Source organism: Serratia sp. root2, assembly GCF_031931805.1.
Classification (GTDB): domain Bacteria; phylum Pseudomonadota; class Gammaproteobacteria; order Enterobacterales; family Enterobacteriaceae; genus Serratia; species Serratia inhibens.
Genome location: NZ_JAUJXB010000003.1, coordinates 100,598 through 121,588, shown reverse-complemented (window position 1 = coordinate 121,588; position 20,991 = coordinate 100,598). Strand labels below are relative to the sequence as shown.

Sequence of the window (20,991 nt, the reverse complement as noted above, 5' to 3'; positions counted from 1 at the left end):
AGCGCTTTTTTTTATGCCTGTCAGCGGGAAAAAGGCCGCATACCGCCACCGAATTCCGGCTGGGCGCTGGCATACAGCAGCAATCCGGCGAACAGCAGAATCAGGCCACCGGCCAACGCCAGCGCTCCCCAGGCTACGGCGCTCCAGGCGGCAGGCGCGCGCGAACGGCTGAGCCTCACCGCCAGCCGGCGGCTGTAATGCACCAGCAAGGCCAACAATGAAATGGTCAACGACGTGCCAAACGCCATCGCCAACGCCGAAATAACACCCCAGGTGAACACGCCGATCACCTTGGAAAACAGCAGCACCAGTATCGCCCCGGAGCAGGGGCGCATGCCCATCGCCAGCACGATAGCGGTTTGCGTACGCCAGTCGCTGCCCGCCTGCAATTCGCTGTCGCTCGGCAAATGACGGTGCCCGCAACCACAGTGTTCGTTGTGAACATGATGAGTCGGCAACGGTTGCAAGCTGCTGATACGCAGCGCCGGTGACGGGCGCATCGCCTTCACCGCATAATACAGGCGTTTCAGCGCCCGCCAGCTCAGCAACACGCCGAGCAGCATGACCAGAATAAAACTGCCCTTCTCCAGCCAGAAACTGCTTTGGTGCAACTGGCGAGAGGATAACTGCAACACCACCAGCATCAGAGTCACCAACGCGATAGCCACCAGCCCCTGAACCAAAGAGGCGGCGAAGGTCAGTTTCAGGCTGCTTTTCAGCCGCGCCGGGTGAGTGGCCAGATAGGTGGCGATCACCACCTTGCCGTGTCCGGGGCCAAGCGCATGCAGCACGCCATAGCTCAGGCTAAACAGCATCAACGCCAGCCCGGCCTGCTGGGGGGCGGCTTTTACCTGCTGCAACAGGCCGGCCAGTTGCTGGTGCAGCCCCTTTTGCCACACCACGCTTTGCATCAACAACTGCGGCCAATAATGCCACGCCAGCTGCGCCGCCAACGCCAGCAACAGCGCAAACAACAACAACGGCCACAGGCTGAAGGCCCAGTGCCGCCTGCGCGCTGCGTTCTGGCTGAGGTTTATCGACATTGCAAACTAACCCGCTGCGCAAACTGCTGCCCGAGCGCCATATCTTCGCTGGGTGCATCGTTCTTATCGAGGGACAATGCGTATGCCTGCAAAGAGGAATCCGGCTTCGGCGTCATCAGGCTGAACTTGCACTGTGGGGCCATTTCCGGCGGCAAATGCAGCGCCGTTTTATCTTTGTAGGTCATATCGACAAAATAGGTGGGATCGTAGGTGGAGATTTCAAACGGCTTGCCTGCCAGCGGCTGCGGTTCGGCCAGTGGCAGCACAAACTCCAGCACCGCCTGGTGCCCCTGGCGTGACAAATGGTATTCGGTCGGCAGATTCAGGTATTTCACCGGCTTGCCGTCGCGATACACGTCGGTGAAATAGTGCTGACCGAGCACGTTGGCCATCACTTCCGCCGCCAGCTTTTTCCACACTTCCGAGTCGCTTTTCGCGTTCTGCGCATCGTACAGCAGATCCGCAGAGGTGATTTCATCCATTACCCAAACCATTTTCAAGCCGACCAGTTTTTGATCTTTCGCCACGAAGGTGGTGTTCATATCAATAAAGCTGTGCGGGTGAGCGACAGCGCCGGCGCTGAATAACGCTAAAAAACCGGCCACGATAAAACGTAAGGTCATCATCAAATAATACTCATTATTGTTATAAAGTAACATTAACCAATCTTCAACCGCCGTTAATCGGCACAATAATTGTGACGAAAGTTGTAAGCCGAAATAAAACCGGATGCCGCAGCCACGCCGTTGCACAGCCTTTTGCTATGCTTATTCATAATTTAAACGTTACCTGCCAGAAGGTGATATGAGCCTGGACACTGCTCCCGTGCCTGAGCTCTCCGGTCAACAACGGCGCTGCCATCTGTTACTGATGCTGTATGCGCCGGTGCCCGCAGTACAACTGGAGACTATCAGCCAAGTCAACGGCGTCGACCACCCTACCGCCCGGCAAGATATAGCCGAGGTTGCCAGTGAAATCCAGCGTTTCCACCATCTGGAGATCGTCGGCAATTCCGACGAAGGTTACCGGCTCAAGGGAAGCGCGCTCAACCAACGCCTCTGCCTGCTCCACTGGTTGCGCAGAGCCCTGCGCTGCAGCCCGGAATTTATCGACCAACATTTTTCCCCCTGGCTGCATCAGGCGCTGGCGGTAAACGCCGATCCGACGCCACAGTTGGAAAGTTACATCAGCAGCTGTGAACCGCTGCTCAACCGCCCTCTCGATCAACGCGATCGCCAATTTCTGCAGCATTACCTGTGTTACTGCGCCTGGGAAATCCAGTGCCAACGGCACCCGCTATTCAACGCCACCCAGCGCACCTGGTTGCATCAGAAACCTGAGTACCAGGCGGCCAGCGTGCTGCATCAATCGCTAAATCAGCTTTTCGCCCTGCAACCCGAGACCAGCGAAAGCGATTTTCTGGTGCTGATGTTCACCATGCTGAAAAACCACAGCTACCACAGCAACGACTCGGAGGAAGATCTGCGGTTAATGAGAGCGATTGAAAACATGGTCGAGCGCTTCCAGCAGATTTCCGGCATGACCTTCAGCAGTAAAGAGGATTTGATCAGCCAGCTTTTCGCCCATCTGGCGCCTGCGGTCGAGCGCTGTCGTTTCGACATCGGCATTGACAACATGTTGCTTGAGGAAGTGTTACGCATGTACCCGCGCCTGATGCGCACCACTCAGGAAGCGCTGGCACCGCTCGAACAGGAATATGAAATTCGTTTTTCCAGTGAGGAGGCGGGGTTGGTTGCCATCAGTTTCGGCGCCTGGCTGATGCAGGGTAACGCGCTGCAGGAAAAACAGGTGCTGTTACTGACGCTGGACAATCCGCAATTGGAAGAGGAAGTGGAATATCAGATCCGCGAATTAACGCTGCTGCCGTTGAACATCAAGTATCTGCCACTGCGCGATTACCTGCGCTCCGGCGCGCCGCAGGGTGTCACGCTGGTGATTAGCCCTTATGCGGCGGTGCACAGTGAGCCGCAACCGCCGCTGATTTATACCGAGTTGCCGTTAGAACGCCAGCAGCGCAAAGCCATCCGCGCGCTGCTGGAAGCCTCTTAACGGCTGCCGCTGACCGCAACGGCCGGCGGGCGGATAAACAACGCCGGCAACGCCACTGCCGCCATCACCCAGAATACCCCGCCTTGCAGATGTTCAAACAGGAAGCCGGCAATCACCGTCATAATCGCAATACCGCCGCCCATCGCCAGCGCCGAGTAAATCGCCTGCAACCGGATCACCTCCGGCCCTTTGCGCGCAGCGATAAAACGCATCGCCGCCAGATGGCAAACGGTAAAGGTGCCGCAATGCAGGATTTGGATCACCAACAGCCAGCCCAGCTCGGTGCTGGTGGCCATCAGGCTCCAGCGCAGCACCCCGCAGCAGGCGGAAAGCAGCAGCAGGTTGCGCGCATTCCAGCGGCGGAACAGGAAATTGCTGCTGGCGAAAATGACGACTTCTGCCACCACGCCCAGCGACCACAGATAACCGATCGTCGAAGCCGAGTAACCGGCCTCCTGCCAGTAGATAGAACCAAAGCTGTAATAACCGGCGTGCGCGCCCTGCAGCAAAGTGACGCACAGCAGAAAACGCCAGACCGGCCCTTCCTTGAGCATGTCGCGCAGTGAGCGGTCTGGCCCGCTTTGGGTACGCGTCTCCCCTTGCGGCATAACGCTCGGTTTCAGCATCATGCCCAACAGCATCGCCAGCACGCTGACGATCAAGCTATAGAGAATGGCGTTATGGCCCCAGACCGACACCATTTGCCCGGTCAGCGCCGAGCCGATCACAAACGCCAGCGAGCCCCACAGCCTGACACGCCCGTAATCCATGGTGATTTGTTTTTGCCAGGTGGCGGCCAGCGCGTCGGTCAACGGCACCAACGGCGAGAAGAACAGGTTGAAGCCGGCAATCACCAGCATCAGCCAACCCCAGCCATTACCGAAGCAGAACCCGACGGCAAAGGCCAGCGTCAGCAACGCCAGCAGGCGTAATGCCGTCACCAGATGGGAAGGATCTTTAACCCGGGGAGCAATCAGCAAACTGCCGAGGAAACGCGCGATCAAACCGGCACCGAGCAAAATGCCGATGGTTTCAGGCGCTATGCCTTCGCCTTTCAGCCAGACGCCCCAAAACGGTAAGAAGATGCCATAAGAAAAGAAGTAGGTGAAATAACTGAGAGCCAGCCAACGCGTTGATTGCAGAACCATGATCCCTCCGGTGTGTAGGCGATACTTTGACAGAGCTCACACCCACGAGCAATGCTCATTCACGATCAAGGGGATAGAGTGCTAAGCAGTTCACAGTTTGCCGGTACAGGCATAAAAAAACCCGCCGAAGCGGGTTTTTAAAGAGAAAGCAGAATTATGCGTAGACCGGCAGGCGGGCGCAGATATCCAGTACTTTCTTCTTGGTGCGTTCGATGGTGGCTTCATCGTTGATGTTGTCCAGCACATCGCAGATCCAGCCGGCCAACTCAGTCACTTCAGCTTCTTTGAAGCCGCGACGGGTCACAGCCGGCGTGCCGATACGTATGCCAGAGGTAACGAACGGGCTCTTCGGATCGTTCGGCACGCTGTTTTTGTTCACGGTGATGTTGGCGCGGCCCAGGGCAGCGTCAGCTTCTTTACCGGTCAGGTTTTTGTCAACCAGGTCCAGCAGGAACAGGTGGTTATGAGTCCCGCCGGAAACCACTTTGTAACCGCGCTCCAGGAACACCTTCACCATCGCTTTGGCGTTCTTGGCGACTTGCTGCTGGTAAACCTTGAACTCAGGCTCCATCGCTTCTTTCAGCGCTACCGCTTTACCGGCAATCACATGCATCAGCGGGCCGCCCTGGCCGCCTGGGAATACGGCGGAGTTCAGCTTCTTGTACAGATCTTCATCACCGCCCTTCGCCAGGATCAGGCCGCCACGCGGGCCCGCCAGGGTTTTGTGGGTGGTGGTGGTAACGATGTGCGCGTGCGGAACCGGGTTCGGATAAACGCCGGCGGCGATCAGGCCCGCAACGTGCGCCATGTCAACGAACAGGTAAGCGCCGATACTGTCGGCGATTTCACGCATTTTTGCCCAGTCAACCAGACCGGAGAAGGCCGAGAAGCCGCCGATGATCATTTTTGGTTTGTGGGTCTGAGCCTGTTTGGCCAGATCGTCGTAGTCGATTTCGCCTTTTTCGTTGATGCCGTAAGGCACCACGTTGTACAGCTTGCCGGACAGGTTGACCGGTGAACCGTGGGTCAGGTGGCCGCCGTGCGCCAGGTTCATGCCCAGAATGGTGTCGCCCGGCTGCAGCAGCGCGGTGTAGACGGCGAAGTTAGCCTGGGAGCCGGAGTGCGGCTGCACGTTGGCGTAATCTGCGCCAAACAGCTCTTTAGCACGGTCAATGGCCAGTTGCTCAACGATATCCACGTATTCGCAGCCGCCGTAATAACGCTTGCCCGGATAGCCTTCAGCGTATTTGTTGGTCAACTGGGAACCCTGAGCCTGCATTACGCGCGGGCTGGTGTAGTTCTCAGACGCAATCAGCTCAATGTGCTCTTCCTGACGCACGACTTCTTGCTCCATTGCACGCCACAGTTCGGCATCGTAATCGGCAATGTTCATTTCACGCTTTAACATCCGGCATCTCCTGACTTAAATCGGCTAACTAAAAAATCACCAAATAACTACCCGTTTGGGTTCTGGGCAACAGTGTAAACTGTTTTCCCCTACCGAGGATAGGTCTTGACAGAGGTTTTTACGCAAACGATTGGCATGACGAACTGCAAGGCTTTGATCCGATAAATCACGCCATCCGGCAACGGACTTTTACTCATGCCGAGGATGCGTTTTTTTCATGTTCTGTGAGCGGGATCGTCGCTTAACAATTCCGCAACAGAAATAAGGGTATTTACAGCCCCGGCGGAAATCGCTAGTATTTGTGCAAATCAAAAGATGCATTTAAAATGCACCTTTTGAATACGCCAATAATTGAAGTCAAAGGAGCGCTACCATGCTGGATAGCCAAACCATCGCCACCGTAAAATCCACCCTCCCCCTGCTGGCTGCTACCGGGCCTAAACTGACCGCTCATTTCTACGATCGCATGTTCGAACACAATCCTGAGTTGAAAGATGTTTTCAACATGAATAACCAGCGCAACGGCGATCAACGCCAGGCGTTGTTCGATGCGATCTGTGCCTATGCGGCCAATATCGAAAACCTGGCGGCGCTGCTGCCGGCGGTAGAGCGTATTGCCCAAAAGCACACCAGCCTGAATATTCAGCCGGAGCAGTATCAAATTGTCGGCGGCCACCTGCTGGCGACGCTGGACGAAATGTTCAGCCCAGGCCAGGAAGTGCTGGATGCCTGGGGCAAGGCCTACGGCGTATTGGCGAACGTGTTTATCCAGCGTGAAGGCCAGATTTATCAGGAGAGTGAAAACGCGAACGGCGGCTGGCGCGAGCGGCGCGCTTTCCGCATTGTCAAAAAGCAGCCGCAAAGCGACGTGATTTGCAGCTTCGTGCTGGCGCCGGTGGACGGCGGCCGCGTGATTGACTTCAAGCCGGGGCAATATCTGGCGGTCTATATCAATGACGACAGCATGGAAAATCAGGAAATCCGCCAATACTCGCTGACCACCGCGCCTAACGGCGAATACTACCGCATCGCGGTGAAGCGTGAAGATCAAGGTAAGGTCTCAAATTTCCTGCATCAGCAAGCCAAAGAGGGCGATGTACTTTATCTGGCGCCGCCGCACGGAGATTTCTTCCTTGACGTGCAGCCAACCACCCCGGTAGCCCTGATCTCCGCCGGCGTGGGCCAAACGCCCATGCTAGGTATGCTCAATACCCTGCACGACAGCCTGCATCAGGCGAACGTGCACTGGTTGCACGCAGCGGAAAACGGCAGCGTTCACGCCTTTGCAGATGAAGTGGCGGATATCGCCGGCCGCATGCCAAACCTGAGCAGTCACGTCTGGTACCGCGAGCCGGGCACCGACGACGTGGAAGGCCGCGATTATCAGAGCCGTGGGCTGATGAACCTCAGCGCACTGCGCGAAAGGCTCGAGGATCCACAGATGCATTATTACTTCTGCGGCCCGGTGCCGTTTATGCAGCATGTGGGCAAACAGCTGCTGGACATGGGCGTGAACGCCGAGAACATCCATTACGAATGCTTCGGCCCGCATAAGGTACTGTAATCAAACGGGGCGCGGTCTGTGAACAGCACCGCGCCCCGCTGTTATTTCTCCGCCAGCCTGCGCGCCTCCTGCACCTGCTGCACCGTTACCGCTCCAGCCTGATTACCCCAACTTCCGCGTAAATAACTCATCAGATCGGCAGCCTGCCGGTCGTTCAATGCCCAGCCGTAACCTGGCATGGCGATCGCGGTGGCCTGTTGAGTGATCGGCGTTTGCGCCCCTTCCAGCAGGACACGCAGCGCAGTCAGCGGATTGTCCGCCGTCACCGTCGCGTTGCCTGCCAATGCCGGAATGGTGTTGTCGCTGCCCTCGCCTTTATTGCCGTGGCAGGTTGAACAGTACATTGCATAGGTGCGCTGCCCGGCCTGTTGACTGCCGGCCACCGGGGCAACGGCTTTCTCTGCCGGGGAGTTTTCCGCCGCCAGACTGTGCAGATAAGTGGCAATGGCGTTCAGATCGCCATCGGTAAGATACTGCGTACTGTGGGTGACCACCTCGCTCATCGGCCCAGCTACCGCAGCATGTCGGCTGCGGCCGGTTTTCAACAGTGCCGCCACCTCTTCCTGCGGCATGCCGCGCAGGTTAGACGCGTACCAACCGTCCAGCTCGGCCCCGCTCAGGAAGGCAGGCTCCTTGCTGTCCAGCCCCTTTTCCTGCATTGCCCAGCCGCGTGGCGTATGGCAGCTGCCGCAGTGGCCCGCGCCCTGCACCAGATAAGCGCCGCGGTTCCACTCGGCGCTCTGCCCGTTGTCCGGCTGATATTGGGCATCGTCATGGAACAGCTGATTCCAAACCGCCAGCGGCCAACGCATCGACAACGGCCAACGGATATCGCCGGCGCGGTTGGCAGCGTTCTGCGCCGGCACTTCCTGCATCAGATAATCGTACAGCGCGCGCATATCCGCCGCATTCATCTTGGCGTAAGAGGTATAGGGCATCGCCGGATACAGGCGATGGCCATCTTTGGCGATGCCCTGACGCATGGCGCGGTCAAACTCGTCAAAAGAATAGGCACCGATGCCGTGCTGCTTATCCGGCGTGATATTGGTGGCGTAAATAGCGCCCAGCGGCGTCGGGAACTTCATGCCGCCGGCCAGCAAGGCGCCGCCCGGCGCGGTATGGCAGGCGGTGCAGTCACCGGCCTTGGCCACGTATTCCCCGGCCGACATCGCCTGAGCCGAACCGCCCGCCGCCAGCAAGGTCAGCAGATACCATGAACGTAGACTCATGCTCCCTCCTTGACGGCCGCCTGGCCGAAGGCCAGTTCATTGACTGCGCGCCATGCCTGATCGATTGCCGAGTTGGCGTACGGGCTCCAGTCCGAATCCGAGTTGGCTATGACAATCTTGCCTATCGGCTTACGCGCCGTCTCAATGATTTTTTTCGCCTCCTCTTCATCATCAAACAGCCCATTGAGGAAGTAGGAATAGCCGTGCGACCAGCGGTTAACGGTGATCGCCTGAATATCGCGCTGATGGTCGAAACCGGCGGAACCCAGCATGCCCTGTAACTGTTCGCGGATCATCTGCTCATGCACCTCAAACGGCGTGCCCAGCAGCAAGGCGCGGCCTTTGCGCGACTGTTCGCGCGGGCTCAGCCCGCTGCCCGCCAGCGTCGGCACATACACCATGTGCAGGCCGATCGGCCGATTCGGGTCGCGAGGATGTTCATAACCGCCCATGCTCACCGGATAATCCAGCTTCACGCGGCAATAAGGCGCGGTCGGCGAATACACCTCATGCACACCCAGCTTGATAAACGACTGCCAGTTGCGGATCACCACTTTGCTGTACACCAGCGGTGATTTCACGTTCTGCTTCAGCGCCTCTTGCTGCTCATGCGACATTTCCGGCACCAGATACGGGATCATCATGTTGTAACCGGCCATCACCACCTGCCCGGCGCGCACCTTGGTCATTTTCTCGCCGGTCATATAGGTCACTTCAACCTTGTCGCCGACGTTCGCCGCGTGCAAGCCGGTGCTGTTCAGGCGCAGTTTTACCGGCGATTCCGGTCGATCGAGCCGGCTGTAGTCGAACGTCGCCAGCACGATGTCGTTCATGTCCTTGCCGCCCGGTGCCACGTCCGGGATCAGATGACGGACCATCAGGCGCGCCAGCGTGGCGTTGCCATCCGGGAAGTGGAACACGTAAGGATCGTCGAGATCCGCCTGCGACTCCTCATCCAGCGGCGGCAGGTTCATGCCGTTGAGGCCGGGCAGATCGCAGATGCGCGCATCGCTGCACGAGGTGGCGTCAATGCCCACCGCCTGGAAATCGCTGGTGGTCTGCTGGAAATAACGGATAGCCATTTCGCTCAGACCGACCTTTTCACGCAGGAACTGGGTATAACTGTGCTTGTCGAGCCATTCGCCCTTTTGTTCCTGAGTCAGGTCAGGCAGATAATCCTTGTCCACCGTGTGCAGCGCGATCAGCGCCTGTCGATCACTTTCCGGCAGCGGGAAATCGCCGATAAAGGCTTCGTAGGAGCGGCCATTGAGCCGATCATGCGGAATATCATCCGCCACCATACGCCCTGGATCGCCATTCACCACTTTGTCGACGCCGAAGTTTTTACGATCGAAATAGACGCCGCGGCTCAGGTTCAGATCAGGGTAGAAGGTTTTATCGAATGCCTTTTCCAGGTTGTCGATGCTGACGCCGAGCTTTTGCAGCAGTCCCATCGCCACCGGGCTGAAGTTCGAGCGTGGCGATTGCAGCGACTCACTGCCGCCATAGCCGAGAATAGTGCCGTTTTCGCTGCTGAATTCATTGCGCTTGGCATGGCCGCCAAAGTCATCGTGGTTGTCGATCAGCAAAATACGCTGCTGTGCGCCCTTCATTTGCTGCCAGAAGCAGGCGGCGGCCAGCCCGCTGATGCCCGCACCGACCACGATCAGGTCAAACTCTTCCGTGGCGGGTACGCTGCCGAAATCGAATGCCTTGCCGTCGCGCCCCAGTTGGTGCGCGTGCTCGAACGAGCCCGGATGGTTACCACGCAATCCGGTCAGCGTCGGCGGATAGTACAGGGTTTGATTGGCGGTTTGCGGTGACGCGCGCAAGATCTGCATCGGCGTCAGTCCGGCGGCAATAGTGATCGCTACCCCATTAAGAAAATCGCGTCTGGTGATACCCATAATTGGCTTCCTTTCAATTCTTATTATCAGTCAGACCGGTCGAAGCCGGTCTGAAGGCGCGCTATTTTGCGGATAAATACAGTAAAATCAATGTTTGAACATCACATGCCGGATCGCGGTGTAGTCCTCCAGCCCGTACATCGACATATCCTTGCCGTAGCCCGACAGCTTCTGGCCGCCGTGCGGCATTTCGCTCACCAGCATGAAATGGGTATTCACCCAGGTGCAACCGTATTGCAGGCGAGCGCTCAACCGATGCGCACGGCCCACGTCACGGGTCCACAGCGACGACGCCAGTCCGTAGTTGGACTCATTGGCCCAGGCCAGCACCTGCGCCTCATCGTCAAACTCGGTGATGGTGACTACCGGGCCGAACACCTCCCGCTGCACGATTTCATCTTCCTGCAACGTGCCGGCCAGCAGCGTCGGCTGGAAATAGTAGCCGGGGCCGTTAACCCGCTCACCGCCGGTCACCACCTGCACATGCGGCAGCGCCTTCGCCCGCTCGACAAATCCCGCCACCCGCTCCAGATGCTGGGCGGTGATTAACGGGCCGAGCTCGCTGCTTTCGTCTTCCGGCGGCCCGATTTTCAGGCTGGCGACCGCCTCGCCCAACCGCTTCACCAGTTCGGGGTAAATGCCTTTCTGAGCATAAATGCGGCAAGCGGCGGTACAATCCTGGCCGGCGTTGTAATAACCGAAGCTGCGGATACCTTCTACCACCTGTTGCAGGTCGGCATCGTCAAACACCAATACCGGCGCCTTGCCCCCCAGCTCCATATGGGTACGCTTAATGCCCGGCGCGGTATGGGCGATAATGTGCTCCCCGGTGGCGATCGAACCGGTGAGCGACACCATTCGTACCTTGTCATGGCCGGTCAGCCGATCGCCGACACCGATGCCCTGGCCGAACAACACGTTAAGCACGCCCGGCGGGAACAGCCCGGCGGCCAGTTCGGCCAGCTTAAAGGTGGTCAGCGGGGTCTGTTCCGACGGTTTAATCACCACGCAATTGCCCGCCGCCAGCGCCGGAGCCAGTTTCCACGCCGCCATCATCAGCGGGTAGTTCCAGGGAGCGATAGAGGCCACCACGCCCAGGGGATCGCGGCGGATCATCGAGGTGTGCCCGGCCAGATACTCGCCGGCCGCCAGCCCGCTCAGGCAGCGGCTGGCACCGGCGAAGAAGCGGAATACGTCGGCCACTGCGGGCAGTTCATCGTTCAGCACGCAGTGATAAGGCTTGCCGCAGTTGAGCGATTCCAACCGGGCAAAGGTTTCCGCGTGGCTATCGATCAGACTTGCCAGCTTCAGGAGGTAGTCGGCACGCTCTTTCGGCGTGGTCTGTCCCCATTCGGTAAACGCGGCATCGGCCGCCAGCACGGCCTGATCCACCTGCTCCAGACTGGCTTGCGCTACCTGCAAGATCACCTCTCCGGTCGCCGGGTTATACACCGGCAGCGACGTCCCCTGGCCGGTAACCAGTTGGCCGTTAATCAACAATTGGCTTTGCATAGGGTTATCCTTTTGTAAGATGTCGGGTCAGGAAATTATTTGCCGCTGCCGGCGACGCTTTCGCCGCCCTTGGTCAGGTAATAGGCACCCAAAATCGGGATCATGGTCAGCAACATCACCGATAACGCCACCACGTTGGTGATCGGCACATCGCGCGGGCGGCCGAGCTGGTTTAGCAGCCACAGCGGCAACGTGCGCTCATGCCCGGCGGTGAAGGTGGTGACAATGATTTCGTCGAACGACAGCGCGAACGCCAGCATGCCGCCAGCCAGCAGCGCCGACCCCAGGTTGGGTAACATCACGTAGCGGAAGGTTTGCCAACCGTCGGCGCCCAGATCCATAGACGCCTCGATCAGGCTGTAAGAGGTGCGGCGGAAACGGGCAATCACGTTATTGAACACGATCACCACGCAGAAGGTGGCATGACCGATGACTATGGTCAGCACCCCCGGCTCGATATTCAGCGCCTTGAACGCCGCCAGCAGCGCCAGACCGGTGACGATGCCCGGCAGCGCGATAGGCAACAACAGCAGCAGCGAAATGCTGTCCTTGCCGAAGAAATCACGCCGGTACAGCGCCGCTGCCGCCAGTGTGCCCAGCACCAGCGCCACGGCGGTCGCCAGCGCGGCTATTTGCGCCGAAAGCAGCATCGCATCGAGGATATCCTGCCTGCCTGCAGCCACGCTGAACCAATGCAGCGTAAACCCTTTTGGCGGGAAGCTGAAGGCAGCGTCCTCGGTGTTGAAGGCATAGATGGCGATAATCGCCAGCGGGAAATGCAGGAAGATCAAACCGCCCCAGGCGGCCAACTTCAGCCCTAACGGCGCGCGTTCAGAGTGCATCGAAGGCCCCCAGACGTTTCACAATGGAAAGATAAATCGCGATCAGTACGATCGGCACCAGGGTAAAGGCCGCCGCCATCGGCATATTCCCGATCGCCCCCTGTTGGGCGTACACCATGCTGCCGATAAAGTAACCCGGCGGCCCCACCAGCTGCGGCACGATGAAGTCCCCCAGCGTCAGCGAGAAAGTGAATATCGACCCGGCAGCAATGCCCGGCACCGCCAGCGGCAAGATCACGTAACGGAAAGTCTGCGCCGGGCGCGCGCCCAGATCCGCCGAGGCATGCAACAGCGAAGGCGGCAAGCGCTCCAACGCGGCCTGGATCGGCAAAATCATGAACGGCAGCCAGATATACACGAACACCAGAAAACGCCCCAGTCCGGAGGTCGACAGGGTGTTGCCCCCTACGCCCGGCACGGTCAGGATTGCCGCCAGTACCGGTTCCAACCCGAGGTGCTGCAGGAACCACTGGGCTACGCCGTCTTTAGCCAACAGCAGCGTCCAGGCATAGGCCTTGACGATGTAACTGGCCCACATCGGCATCATCACCGCAATATAGAAAAACGCTTTGACGCGGCCGCTGGTATAGCGCGCCATATAATAGGCAATCGGGAACGCCAGCACCGCGCTGGCCAGCGACACCAGCACCGCCATCGTCAGGGTACGCAAGATGATGTCGTAGTTGGCCGGATTGAACAGCGCCCGCAGGTTATCGAAGGTCAGATCCGGCGTCACCGTCATGGTGAAGTCGTCGAAGGTGTAGAACCCCTGCCACAGCAGCGTCAACAACGAGCCGAGATACACCGCGCCAAACCACAGCAACGGTGGCACCAACAGCAGCAACAGATACAGCGTCGGGCGGCGATAGAGCCAGGTTGACAGAGCGCGCAGGGTACCGCGGCGCGACGCGGGAAAGTCGATGCTCATATCCATCTCACCTCTCCTCCAGCAGCGGTACCATCGCCTCACGCGACCAGCAGGCGATGACCGGCTGCCCGATCAAACGCTGCTGCCCGCCGGCATGCCACTGAGGATTTGCCTGGCTGACCAGCAGTTTTTCGCCGCTGCTCAACGTGATTTCATAACGCGTTGCCGCGCCCTGATAATGGATCTCCTGCAACGTGCCCTGCACCTGGATTTCATCCGGTGCCGCGCCGGCCTGATCCGCCAGACGGATATGCTCCGGACGAATAGAGAAGGTGGCGGTTTGGCCGAGCAACCGCTGCGCCAGTTCGCTGCGCACCACGTTGGAGGTACCGACAAACTCGGCGACGAACGGCGTCTTCGGCCGCATATACAGCTCGCGCGGCGCATCGACCTGCTCGATGCGGCCATTGTTGAACACCGCCACGCGATCGGACATCGACAGCGCTTCGCTTTGATCGTGGGTGACGAAAATAAAGGTGATGCCCAACTGGCGCTGCAGTTTTTTCAGTTCGCCCTGCATCTGCTCGCGCAGTTTGAGATCCAGCGCGCCGAGCGGCTCGTCCAGCAACAGCACCCGTGGCCGGTTGACCAAGGCTCGGGCCAGCGCAACGCGCTGCCGCTGACCACCCGATAGGTGCGCCGGCTTGCGTTCGGCCACAAACCCCAGCGCCACGCTGTCCAACGCCTCCTGTGCGCGCGCCAGCCGTTCGCGTTTGGCGACGCCTTTCACCATCAGCCCGTAGGCGACGTTTTCCAACACCGACATGTGCGGGAACAGGGCGTAATCCTGAAATACGGTATTCACGTCACGCTGGTACGGCGGCAGGTTGGCGGCCTCCTGACCGTGGATGCGGATCGAACCGGCGCTGAGCTGCTCAAAACCGGCAATCAACCGCAGGCAAGTGGTTTTGCCCGAGCCCGACGGCCCCAGCATGGAGAAGAATTCCCCGTCCTGTATCTCGATAGACACCCGGTCTACGGCGCGAACATCGCCGAAGGTCCGCGAAACATCGATAAATTGCACGGCAATGGTCATGATGTACGCTCCACACTTATGCTGTTTGGGCGCAGCGAACTGCGCCCCTGCTCGTTACCGGCCGCCCATGATGGCGATATAGTCCTGCGTCCAGCGGCTGTACGGCACAAACTTGCCGCCCTGCGCCTGCGGCGTTTTCCAAAAGGCGATCTTGTCGAACTGATTAAAGCCGTTGGTTTCACAGCCCTTCTCGCCCAGCAGCGTGCTGGCCTTGCAGCCCGCCGGGGAGGCAGGCACTGAACCGAACCAGGCGGCAACGTCGCCCTGTACCTTCGGCTCCAGCGACCAGTTCATCCACTGGTAGGCGCAGTTCGGATGTTTGGCGTCGGCATGCAGCATGGTGGTATCCGCCCAGCCGGTAACCCCCTCCTTCGGGAATACGGTGGCGATTGGCTGGCTCTCGCCTTTCAGGGCATTGGCCTGATACGGCCAGGCGCTGGAAGCGACCACGCCTTCATTTTTGAAATCACTCATCTGTACCGAGGTATCGTGCCAGTAGCGGTGGATCAACGCGTGTTGAGTGCGCAACAGCTTCAACGCCGCCTGATACTGCTCTTCATTAAGCTGATACGGATCGCTGATGCCAAGTTGCGGCTGAGTGGCCTTCAGGAACAGCGCCGCATCGGCGATATAAATCGGCCCATCGTAAGCTTGCACCCGGCCCTGATTGGTTTTGCCGTCCGGCAGGTTCTGTTGCTGGAACACCACGCCCCAGCTGTCCGGCGGGGTCGGGAAGGTTTTGGTGTTGTACATCAACAGATTCGGGCCCCACTGATAGGGCGTGCCGTAAGTTTTGCCGTCCACGGTGTACCAGGCGCCGTTCAGCAGACGCGGGTCGATATTTTTCCAGTTGGGGATTAGCGCGGTATTGATCGGTTGTACCCGCTTGCCGAGGATCAATCGCAGTGAGGCATCGCCGGAAGCGGTGACCAGATCGTAACCGCCTTTGGCCATCAGACTGACCATTTCATCGGAGGTCGCGGCGGTTTTCACATTCACCGCGCAGCTGGTTTGTTTCTCAAACTGGGTGACCCAGTCATAGTTTTTGTCGGACTGGCCGCGCTCGATGTAACCGGGCCAGGCGATGATATCCAGCCGCCCTTCGCCTTTACCGAGCGCCTGCGGCAACTCGGCCGCCTGGGCCAAGCCGCAAAGCACGGTGATACAGAGCGCGGAGAGCGTGGTGGTGACTGCGGTAGTTTTTCCCATCGTAATTACCCCTGTGTTGCGTATCTGTGTGCGGCAGGGAACGGCTGCCGCCGTTTTTTGCTTTATGAAACCGCTAGAAGCTGGCTTTGAATTTCGCCATTACGTGTCTTACAACGCTGTAATCCTGCAGCGAATCGCTGGAAAGATCCTTACCGTAGCCGGAGCGCTTCAGGCCGCCGTGCGGCATCTCGCTCGCCAGGGTGAAATGGGTGTTGATCCAGGTAGTGCCGTATTGCAGATGGGCTGCGATATGCAGCGCCCGATCGATATTCTGCGTCCATACCGATGAGGCCAGCCCGTATTCGGAATCGTTGGCCCAGTTGACCGCCTGCTCCAGATGGTCAAAGCGGGTTACGCTCACGACCGGGCCAAACACTTCGCGCTGAACGATCTCATCGCTTTGCAGGCAACCGGCCAACAGCGTTGGCTGGTAGTAAAACCCTGGGCCGGAGTGCGCGGCGGCACCGGTGATCAATTCGATATGCGGCTGGCTAAGCGCCCGCTCGACAAAACTGGCGACACGATCGCGCTGACGGCTGCTGATCAGCGGGCCGATTTCATTGTCTTCATCGCGCTTGCGGGCAAAGCGCAGGCTGGCGACGGCTTCACCCAACGCGTCCACCAGCTTCGGATAAATCCCCGCCTGCGCGTAGATACGACAGGCGGCGGTGCAATCCTGGCCGGCGTTGTAATAGCCGTAAGTGCGGATGCTGCTGACCACCTCGTCGAGATCGGCATCGTCACAGACAATAACCGGCGCTTTACCTCCCAGTTCCAGATGAGTGCGCTTCACGCTTTTCGCCGCCGCCTGCAGAATTTTTTGCCCGGTAACGATGTCGCCGGTCACCGATACCAGCCGAACCTGCGGGTGGCCGACCAAATGGCTACCGACCCCCTCTCCACCGCCGTACAGAATGTTCAGCACCCCCGGCGGCAGGATCTCCTGCAACGCAGGCACCAGCGCCAAAATGCTCAGCGGGGTATGTTCGGAAGGCTTGAATACCACGGTGTTGCCCGCAGCCAGCGCCGGCGCGATTTTCCACGCTGCCATCATCAACGGATAATTCCACGGCGCAATAGAGGCCACCACGCCGATCGGGTCGCGGCGGATCATTGAGGTATGCCCTTCAATATATTCACCGGCCAGTTGCCCTTGCTGAGTGCGTACCGCACCGGCAAAAAAGCGGAAAACGTCGATGGCCGCCGGAAGATCGTCGCTACGCGCCTGATGCAGCGGCTTGCCGCAGTTAAGCGCCTCCAACCCAGCCAAATACTCGGCCTGCCGCTCGATAGCGTCGGCGATGCGTAACAAAATAGAAGCTCGGTAAGCCGGGGTGGTACGCGACCATTGACCAAAAGCCTGGTGTGCAGCCTTGACCGCGCTACCGACCTGCGCCGATGAAGCCTCGGTAATCGAAACCAGCGTTTCGCCATTGGCGGGATTAACGATGCACTCTTGCTGGCCTTCGCCTTCGACCGATTCACCGTTAATAAATTGCTGACAGGTCAAGCCTGTAAGGAAGTGCACATCTGCCATCGCCTGACGCCCCTGAGTGACAAAAACGTTAACTAAATGTGAATAAGTTAGTTTTAATCAGACTATGCGAGCATCAGGCAGCCAACAAATTCTAAATACTGAAGGCCGCGTTCGATTAAATCGAATGCTTCAGGCCGGCAGCATGCATATTGCCATTCTCACGCGCGATGGTAAGAAACGGCGTGACCAGTTCCGGCCGCGCACTGCCCCGCCGCCACGCCAGGCCGATATCCAGCGGCTCCAGCAGATCCGCCAGCTTGCGCGCCTCAATCATATTGCCTTCCAGCGACCAGGCGCGGTACGCCATGTCCGGCTGGATGGAAACCCCCATCCCCGCCGCCACCAGGCTACGCACCGCTTCGGTCGAGGCGGTTTTCATGGCGATCTCCGGTTTCAGCCCGGCGCGCGCCCAGATGCGCCGCGCATGCACGTCCATTTCGTCGGCGTTAAGCTGGATCAGCGGTTGCTTTGCCACATCTGCCAGACTGATGCTTTCGTGCTCCAGCAACGGGTGCAACGGCGGTAACCACAAGCGATAGGGCGAGTGCATCAATACTTCGGTTTGCAGCGCATCGCGGTCTTCGATATTCGACAAGATCAGCACACCGATGTCGATCTCCCCGCTCACCAGCAGGTGCTCAATATAGGGGCGTTCATCTTCTACCACCTGAATGGTGACGTTGGGATAAGCCGATTTAAACCGCTTCAGCAGTTCCACCAAAAAGTAGCCCGCCACCAGACTGGTGACGCCAATGGTCAGTTTGCCGGTCAGGCTTTCGGTACCGAGTTGCAGGCTGCGTTTGGCGTTATCCACCGTGGCGAGGATCAGGTAAGACTGACGCAGGAACTGATGACCCTGATGCGTCAGGTTCATGCCCTTGGCGTGGCGCTCGAACAGCCGCACGCCGATTTCGGTTTCCAGCTGTTGGATAGCCAGCGTCAGCGAAGACTGGGAAACAAACACCGCCTGGGCGCCGGCAGAGATGGAGCCGGTTTCCGCCACGGCGATAAAGTGACGGATCTGGCGCAGCGTCATCATACCCATCGCCTTTCAAGCCGCTGCGTTGTTGTCTGCGCGCTGTTACGTGGCCCATCCGTGGGCCACGCCCTAAAGGGCCGCTGCGAGCAGCATTCAAATCTGCTCCCGGCAGATTTGTCACCCCAGCCACTGACTTGAGTAAGCTCCTGGGGATGCACGCCCTTGCCGCCTGGCCGCAACTTGACATTCATGGGGGATCGCCTAAATCAAGATAGTTGAGTTGAGTGTAGATCCCGTGAGGAAAGCGATCGAAAAAACTATCAAAAACGCGATAGCCTTCGCTTTTTTAGAATGCTGATGGCAGAAATGACTGAGCGATAAAGCCTTGGGGGGAGTTTAGCGCAGGGTGAGAGGGGTCGGGGTATCGCTCAAGCCAGCAGTGCCCCGAAACACCCAGTACGCGAGGAGGCCGAGCACTGCCCAGGTTCAAGCCGGCGGTGCTCGGTAGACGATCGCATTAAATCGCTTCTTCGTCCTGCTCACCGGTACGAATACGCACCACGCGCGCCACGTCGAAGACGAAGATTTTACCGTCGCCGATTTTACCGGTTTGCGCGGTCTGCATGATGGTTTCCACGCAGGTGTCGACGATATCGTCGGCCACGACAATCTCAATTTTCACCTTCGGCAGAAAATCGACCATGTACTCCGCGCCACGGTACAGCTCGGTGTGGCCCTTCTGGCGGCCAAAGCCTTTCACTTCGGTCACGGTCATACCGGTAATGCCGACTTCAGCCAGGGCCTCGCGGACGTCATCCAGTTTGAACGGCTTGATAATCGCGTCAATTTTTTTCATCGTCTTTCCTTAATTACCAATTTTTGCGGCCAAAGCCGGATGTGATTGGGTAGCGGCGGTCTTTGCCGAAATTGCGGGCGGTGATGCGCGGCCCGACGGCGGCCTGACGCCGCTTGTATTCGTTGATATCCACCAGGCGGATAACCTTGCGCACGATCGCTTCGTCAAAGCCTTCAGCCACCAGATCGGCAACCGATTTATCGCGTTCGACGTAACCTTCCAGAATCGCATCCAGAATGTCGTACGGCGGCAGGCTGTCCTGATCGACCTGATCCGGTGCCAGCTCGGCGGACGGCGGACGATCGATAACGCGCTGCGGGATCACGTAGGAGACGGTATTGCGGTATTCGGACAATTTGAACACCAGCGTTTTCGGCACGTCCTTCAGTACGTCAAAGCCACCGGCCATATCACCATACAGCGTGGCGTAGCCTACGGCCATCTCGCTTTTGTTACCGGTGGTCAGCACGATGCTGCGACGCTTGTTGGACAGTGCCATCAGCACCACGCCGCGGCAGCGCGCCTGCAGGTTTTCTTCGGTGGTGTCGCGTTCGGTGCCGGCGAACATCGGCGTCAGCTGGCCCATAAAGGCGTCGAACATCGGTTCGATGGAGACGATATCGAACTCGACGCCGAGGATTTCAGCCTCTTCCTTGGCGTCGGCAATGCTGATATCCGCGGTGTAGCGGAACGGCATCATCAGCGCCTGCACCTTGTCTTTGCCCAGAGCATCGACGGCAATCGCCAGCGTCAGCGCCGAGTCAATACCGCCGGACAGCCCCAACACCGCGCCCTTGAAGCCGTTTTTGGTCACGTAGTCGCGCACTGCCAACACCAGTGCTTCATAGACCTGCGCCAACTGCGGCAGCTCGGCGGCCGGGTCAGTCATCGGCACCACGTCCAGATCATCGAACTCCAGCAGGGTAACCTGCTCGGCAAATGCCTTCAGACGGTGGGTCATATTGCCGGCCGCGTCGAACACCTTCGAGCAACCGTCAAAAATCAATTCATCCTGCCCGCCAATCTGGTTCAGGTACACCAGCGGCAGGTGGGTGCGCTGGCAATGGCCGGCCATCAGCGTCTTGCGGATATACGGCTTCTCGCGATTGTACGGCGAGGCGTTGATCGACAAAATCATTTCGGCACCGGCGGCCCTGGCAGCATCGACCGGCTCCGGGAACCACAGATCTTCGCAAATCAGCAAGCCCAGACGATAGCCTTTCAGATCCACCACGCAGGTATCGCTGCCGGCATTGAAGTAGCGTTTCTCATCGAAGACGCCGTAGTTCGGCAGCTGTTGCTTGAAATAGCGCGCCAACAGTTGTCCTTCAGAGAACAGCGACAACGCGTTATACAGCTTGTCGCCTTCGCGCCACGGGTGGCCGACCAAAATCGCCACCCCGGCGGACGCCTGCTGCAGGCGATGAAGCTGCGCGTCACAGCGCTGGTAGAAGTCGTCGCGATACAGCAGGTCTTCCGGCGGATAACCGGACAGCGCCAGCTCGGTGAACATGACCAAATCGGCTCCCGCCTTCTGCTGCTCTTGCACGGTTTGCAACATGCGTTCGGTGTTGCCTTCAATGTCACCGACCAGCAAATTCAGCTGGGCCAATGCGATGGAAAGTGATCTGCTCATTGTTTAGGATCCTGCTCAATACGTTCCATGGTTCTCTACGCCCGATCATGCCACGACAAAGAGAACGGAGTGTAAATCATTCCGCCG

Annotated in this window: 17 protein-coding genes; 2 read left to right on the top strand and 15 right to left on the bottom strand. The window is 58.7% G+C overall.

The window, feature by feature from the left end:
* Positions 1-20: 20 nt before the first annotated feature.
* A complete protein-coding gene (locus tag QZQ97_RS16750; protein ID WP_311994366.1) occupies positions 21-1,043 on the bottom strand; it encodes a nickel/cobalt transporter in 1,023 nt (340 codons plus the stop codon).
* A complete protein-coding gene (locus QZQ97_RS16745; RefSeq protein ID WP_311994365.1) occupies positions 1,034-1,669 on the bottom strand; it encodes a DUF1007 family protein in 636 nt (211 codons plus the stop codon). Before QZQ97_RS16745 ends, QZQ97_RS16750 begins: the two co-directional genes overlap by 10 nt.
* Positions 1,670-1,847: 178 nt before the next feature.
* Here QZQ97_RS16745 and csiE point away from each other — a divergent pair, with 178 nt between their 5' ends.
* A complete protein-coding gene (gene csiE, locus QZQ97_RS16740; RefSeq protein ID WP_311994364.1) occupies positions 1,848-3,113 on the top strand; it encodes a stationary phase inducible protein CsiE in 1,266 nt (421 codons plus the stop codon).
* Here csiE and QZQ97_RS16735 read toward each other — a convergent pair.
* On the bottom strand, positions 3,110-4,261 hold the full coding sequence (locus QZQ97_RS16735; protein ID WP_311994363.1) for a 3-phenylpropionate MFS transporter: 1,152 nt from the start codon (positions 4,259-4,261) through the stop codon (positions 3,110-3,112). The two genes, csiE and QZQ97_RS16735, sit on opposite strands and share 4 nt — an antisense overlap.
* 154 nt (positions 4,262-4,415) lie before the next feature.
* Positions 4,416-5,669: a serine hydroxymethyltransferase gene (gene glyA, locus QZQ97_RS16730; protein WP_311994362.1), complete on the bottom strand. Its 1,254-nt coding sequence runs from the start codon at positions 5,667-5,669 to the stop codon at positions 4,416-4,418.
* A 373-nt stretch (positions 5,670-6,042) separates the two neighbouring features.
* On the opposite strand from glyA, the gene hmpA reads away from it, so the two are divergent.
* Positions 6,043-7,233, top strand: a complete 1,191-nt coding sequence (gene hmpA / locus QZQ97_RS16725; protein WP_311994361.1) for an NO-inducible flavohemoprotein — start codon at positions 6,043-6,045, stop codon at positions 7,231-7,233.
* Positions 7,234-7,274: 41 nt separating this feature from the next.
* Here the strand turns inward: hmpA and QZQ97_RS16720 are convergent, their stop codons facing one another.
* The 11 genes from QZQ97_RS16720 to QZQ97_RS16670 all read right to left on the bottom strand — a co-directional run bounded on the left by QZQ97_RS16720 (position 7,275) and on the right by QZQ97_RS16670 (position 20,904).
* On the bottom strand, positions 7,275-8,462 hold the full coding sequence (locus tag QZQ97_RS16720) for a c-type cytochrome (protein WP_311994360.1): 1,188 nt from the start codon (positions 8,460-8,462) through the stop codon (positions 7,275-7,277).
* Positions 8,459-10,369 (bottom strand): NAD(P)-binding protein, encoded by a 1,911-nt coding sequence (locus tag QZQ97_RS16715; protein WP_311994359.1) that lies wholly within the window; start codon positions 10,367-10,369, stop codon positions 8,459-8,461. The genes QZQ97_RS16720 and QZQ97_RS16715 overlap by 4 nt, the downstream gene beginning before the upstream one ends.
* 87 nt (positions 10,370-10,456) lie before the next feature.
* Positions 10,457-11,881 carry an aminobutyraldehyde dehydrogenase gene (gene patD, locus QZQ97_RS16710; RefSeq protein WP_311994358.1) on the bottom strand — a complete coding sequence of 475 codons (1,425 nt, stop codon included), beginning with the start codon at positions 11,879-11,881 and terminating at the stop codon, positions 10,457-10,459.
* 35 nt (positions 11,882-11,916) lie between these two features.
* Complete coding sequence (locus tag QZQ97_RS16705) at positions 11,917-12,723, bottom strand: ABC transporter permease (RefSeq protein WP_212557638.1); 807 nt, start codon at positions 12,721-12,723, stop codon at positions 11,917-11,919.
* Positions 12,713-13,657 (bottom strand): ABC transporter permease, encoded by a 945-nt coding sequence (locus QZQ97_RS16700; protein ID WP_311994357.1) that lies wholly within the window; start codon positions 13,655-13,657, stop codon positions 12,713-12,715. Before QZQ97_RS16700 ends, QZQ97_RS16705 begins: the two co-directional genes overlap by 11 nt.
* A 1-nt stretch (position 13,658) precedes the next feature.
* A complete protein-coding gene (locus tag QZQ97_RS16695; protein ID WP_311994356.1) occupies positions 13,659-14,687 on the bottom strand; it encodes an ABC transporter ATP-binding protein in 1,029 nt (342 codons plus the stop codon).
* Between the two features lie 54 nt (positions 14,688-14,741).
* Complete coding sequence (gene ydcS / locus QZQ97_RS16690) at positions 14,742-15,896, bottom strand: putative ABC transporter substrate-binding protein YdcS (protein ID WP_311994355.1); 1,155 nt, start codon at positions 15,894-15,896, stop codon at positions 14,742-14,744.
* A 73-nt stretch (positions 15,897-15,969) separates the two neighbouring features.
* Positions 15,970-17,433, bottom strand: coding sequence for a gamma-aminobutyraldehyde dehydrogenase (locus tag QZQ97_RS16685; protein ID WP_311994354.1), 1,464 nt, complete (start codon positions 17,431-17,433; stop codon positions 15,970-15,972).
* Positions 17,434-17,548: 115 nt separating this feature from the next.
* On the bottom strand, positions 17,549-18,472 hold the full coding sequence (locus QZQ97_RS16680; protein ID WP_311994353.1) for a LysR substrate-binding domain-containing protein: 924 nt from the start codon (positions 18,470-18,472) through the stop codon (positions 17,549-17,551).
* Between the two features lie 457 nt (positions 18,473-18,929).
* Positions 18,930-19,268: a nitrogen regulatory protein P-II gene (glnB, locus tag QZQ97_RS16675; RefSeq protein WP_004847623.1), complete on the bottom strand. Its 339-nt coding sequence runs from the start codon at positions 19,266-19,268 to the stop codon at positions 18,930-18,932.
* A gap of 13 nt (positions 19,269-19,281) precedes the next feature.
* Positions 19,282-20,904, bottom strand: a complete 1,623-nt coding sequence (locus tag QZQ97_RS16670; RefSeq protein ID WP_311994352.1) for an NAD+ synthase — start codon at positions 20,902-20,904, stop codon at positions 19,282-19,284.
* Positions 20,905-20,991 lie beyond the last annotated feature (87 nt).

Excerpts from the sequence above, each read along its gene's own strand:
- glyA (WP_311994362.1), bottom strand. The coding sequence starts at position 5,669 with ATGTTAAAGCGTGAAATGAACATTGCCGATTACGATGCCGAACTGTGG.
- QZQ97_RS16735 (WP_311994363.1), bottom strand. The coding sequence starts at position 4,261 with ATGGTTCTGCAATCAACGCGTTGGCTGGCTCTCAGTTATTTCACCTAC.
- QZQ97_RS16695 (WP_311994356.1), bottom strand. The coding sequence starts at position 14,687 with ATGACCATTGCCGTGCAATTTATCGATGTTTCGCGGACCTTCGGCGAT.
- QZQ97_RS16670 (WP_311994352.1), bottom strand. The coding sequence starts at position 20,904 with ATGAGCAGATCACTTTCCATCGCATTGGCCCAGCTGAATTTGCTGGTC.
- QZQ97_RS16685 (WP_311994354.1), bottom strand. The coding sequence starts at position 17,433 with ATGGCAGATGTGCACTTCCTTACAGGCTTGACCTGTCAGCAATTTATT.
- glnB (WP_004847623.1), bottom strand. The coding sequence starts at position 19,268 with ATGAAAAAAATTGACGCGATTATCAAGCCGTTCAAACTGGATGACGTC.
- QZQ97_RS16680 (WP_311994353.1), bottom strand. The coding sequence starts at position 18,472 with ATGATGACGCTGCGCCAGATCCGTCACTTTATCGCCGTGGCGGAAACC.
- QZQ97_RS16720 (WP_311994360.1), bottom strand. The coding sequence starts at position 8,462 with ATGAGTCTACGTTCATGGTATCTGCTGACCTTGCTGGCGGCGGGCGGT.
- patD (WP_311994358.1), bottom strand. The coding sequence starts at position 11,881 with ATGCAAAGCCAATTGTTGATTAACGGCCAACTGGTTACCGGCCAGGGG.
- ydcS (WP_311994355.1), bottom strand. The coding sequence starts at position 15,896 with ATGGGAAAAACTACCGCAGTCACCACCACGCTCTCCGCGCTCTGTATC.
- QZQ97_RS16700 (WP_311994357.1), bottom strand. The coding sequence starts at position 13,657 with ATGGATATGAGCATCGACTTTCCCGCGTCGCGCCGCGGTACCCTGCGC.
- QZQ97_RS16745 (WP_311994365.1), bottom strand. The coding sequence starts at position 1,669 with ATGATGACCTTACGTTTTATCGTGGCCGGTTTTTTAGCGTTATTCAGC.
- hmpA (WP_311994361.1), top strand. The coding sequence starts at position 6,043 with ATGCTGGATAGCCAAACCATCGCCACCGTAAAATCCACCCTCCCCCTG.
- QZQ97_RS16715 (WP_311994359.1), bottom strand. The coding sequence starts at position 10,369 with ATGGGTATCACCAGACGCGATTTTCTTAATGGGGTAGCGATCACTATT.
- csiE (WP_311994364.1), top strand. The coding sequence starts at position 1,848 with ATGAGCCTGGACACTGCTCCCGTGCCTGAGCTCTCCGGTCAACAACGG.
- QZQ97_RS16705 (WP_212557638.1), bottom strand. The coding sequence starts at position 12,723 with ATGCACTCTGAACGCGCGCCGTTAGGGCTGAAGTTGGCCGCCTGGGGC.
- QZQ97_RS16750 (WP_311994366.1), bottom strand. The coding sequence starts at position 1,043 with ATGTCGATAAACCTCAGCCAGAACGCAGCGCGCAGGCGGCACTGGGCC.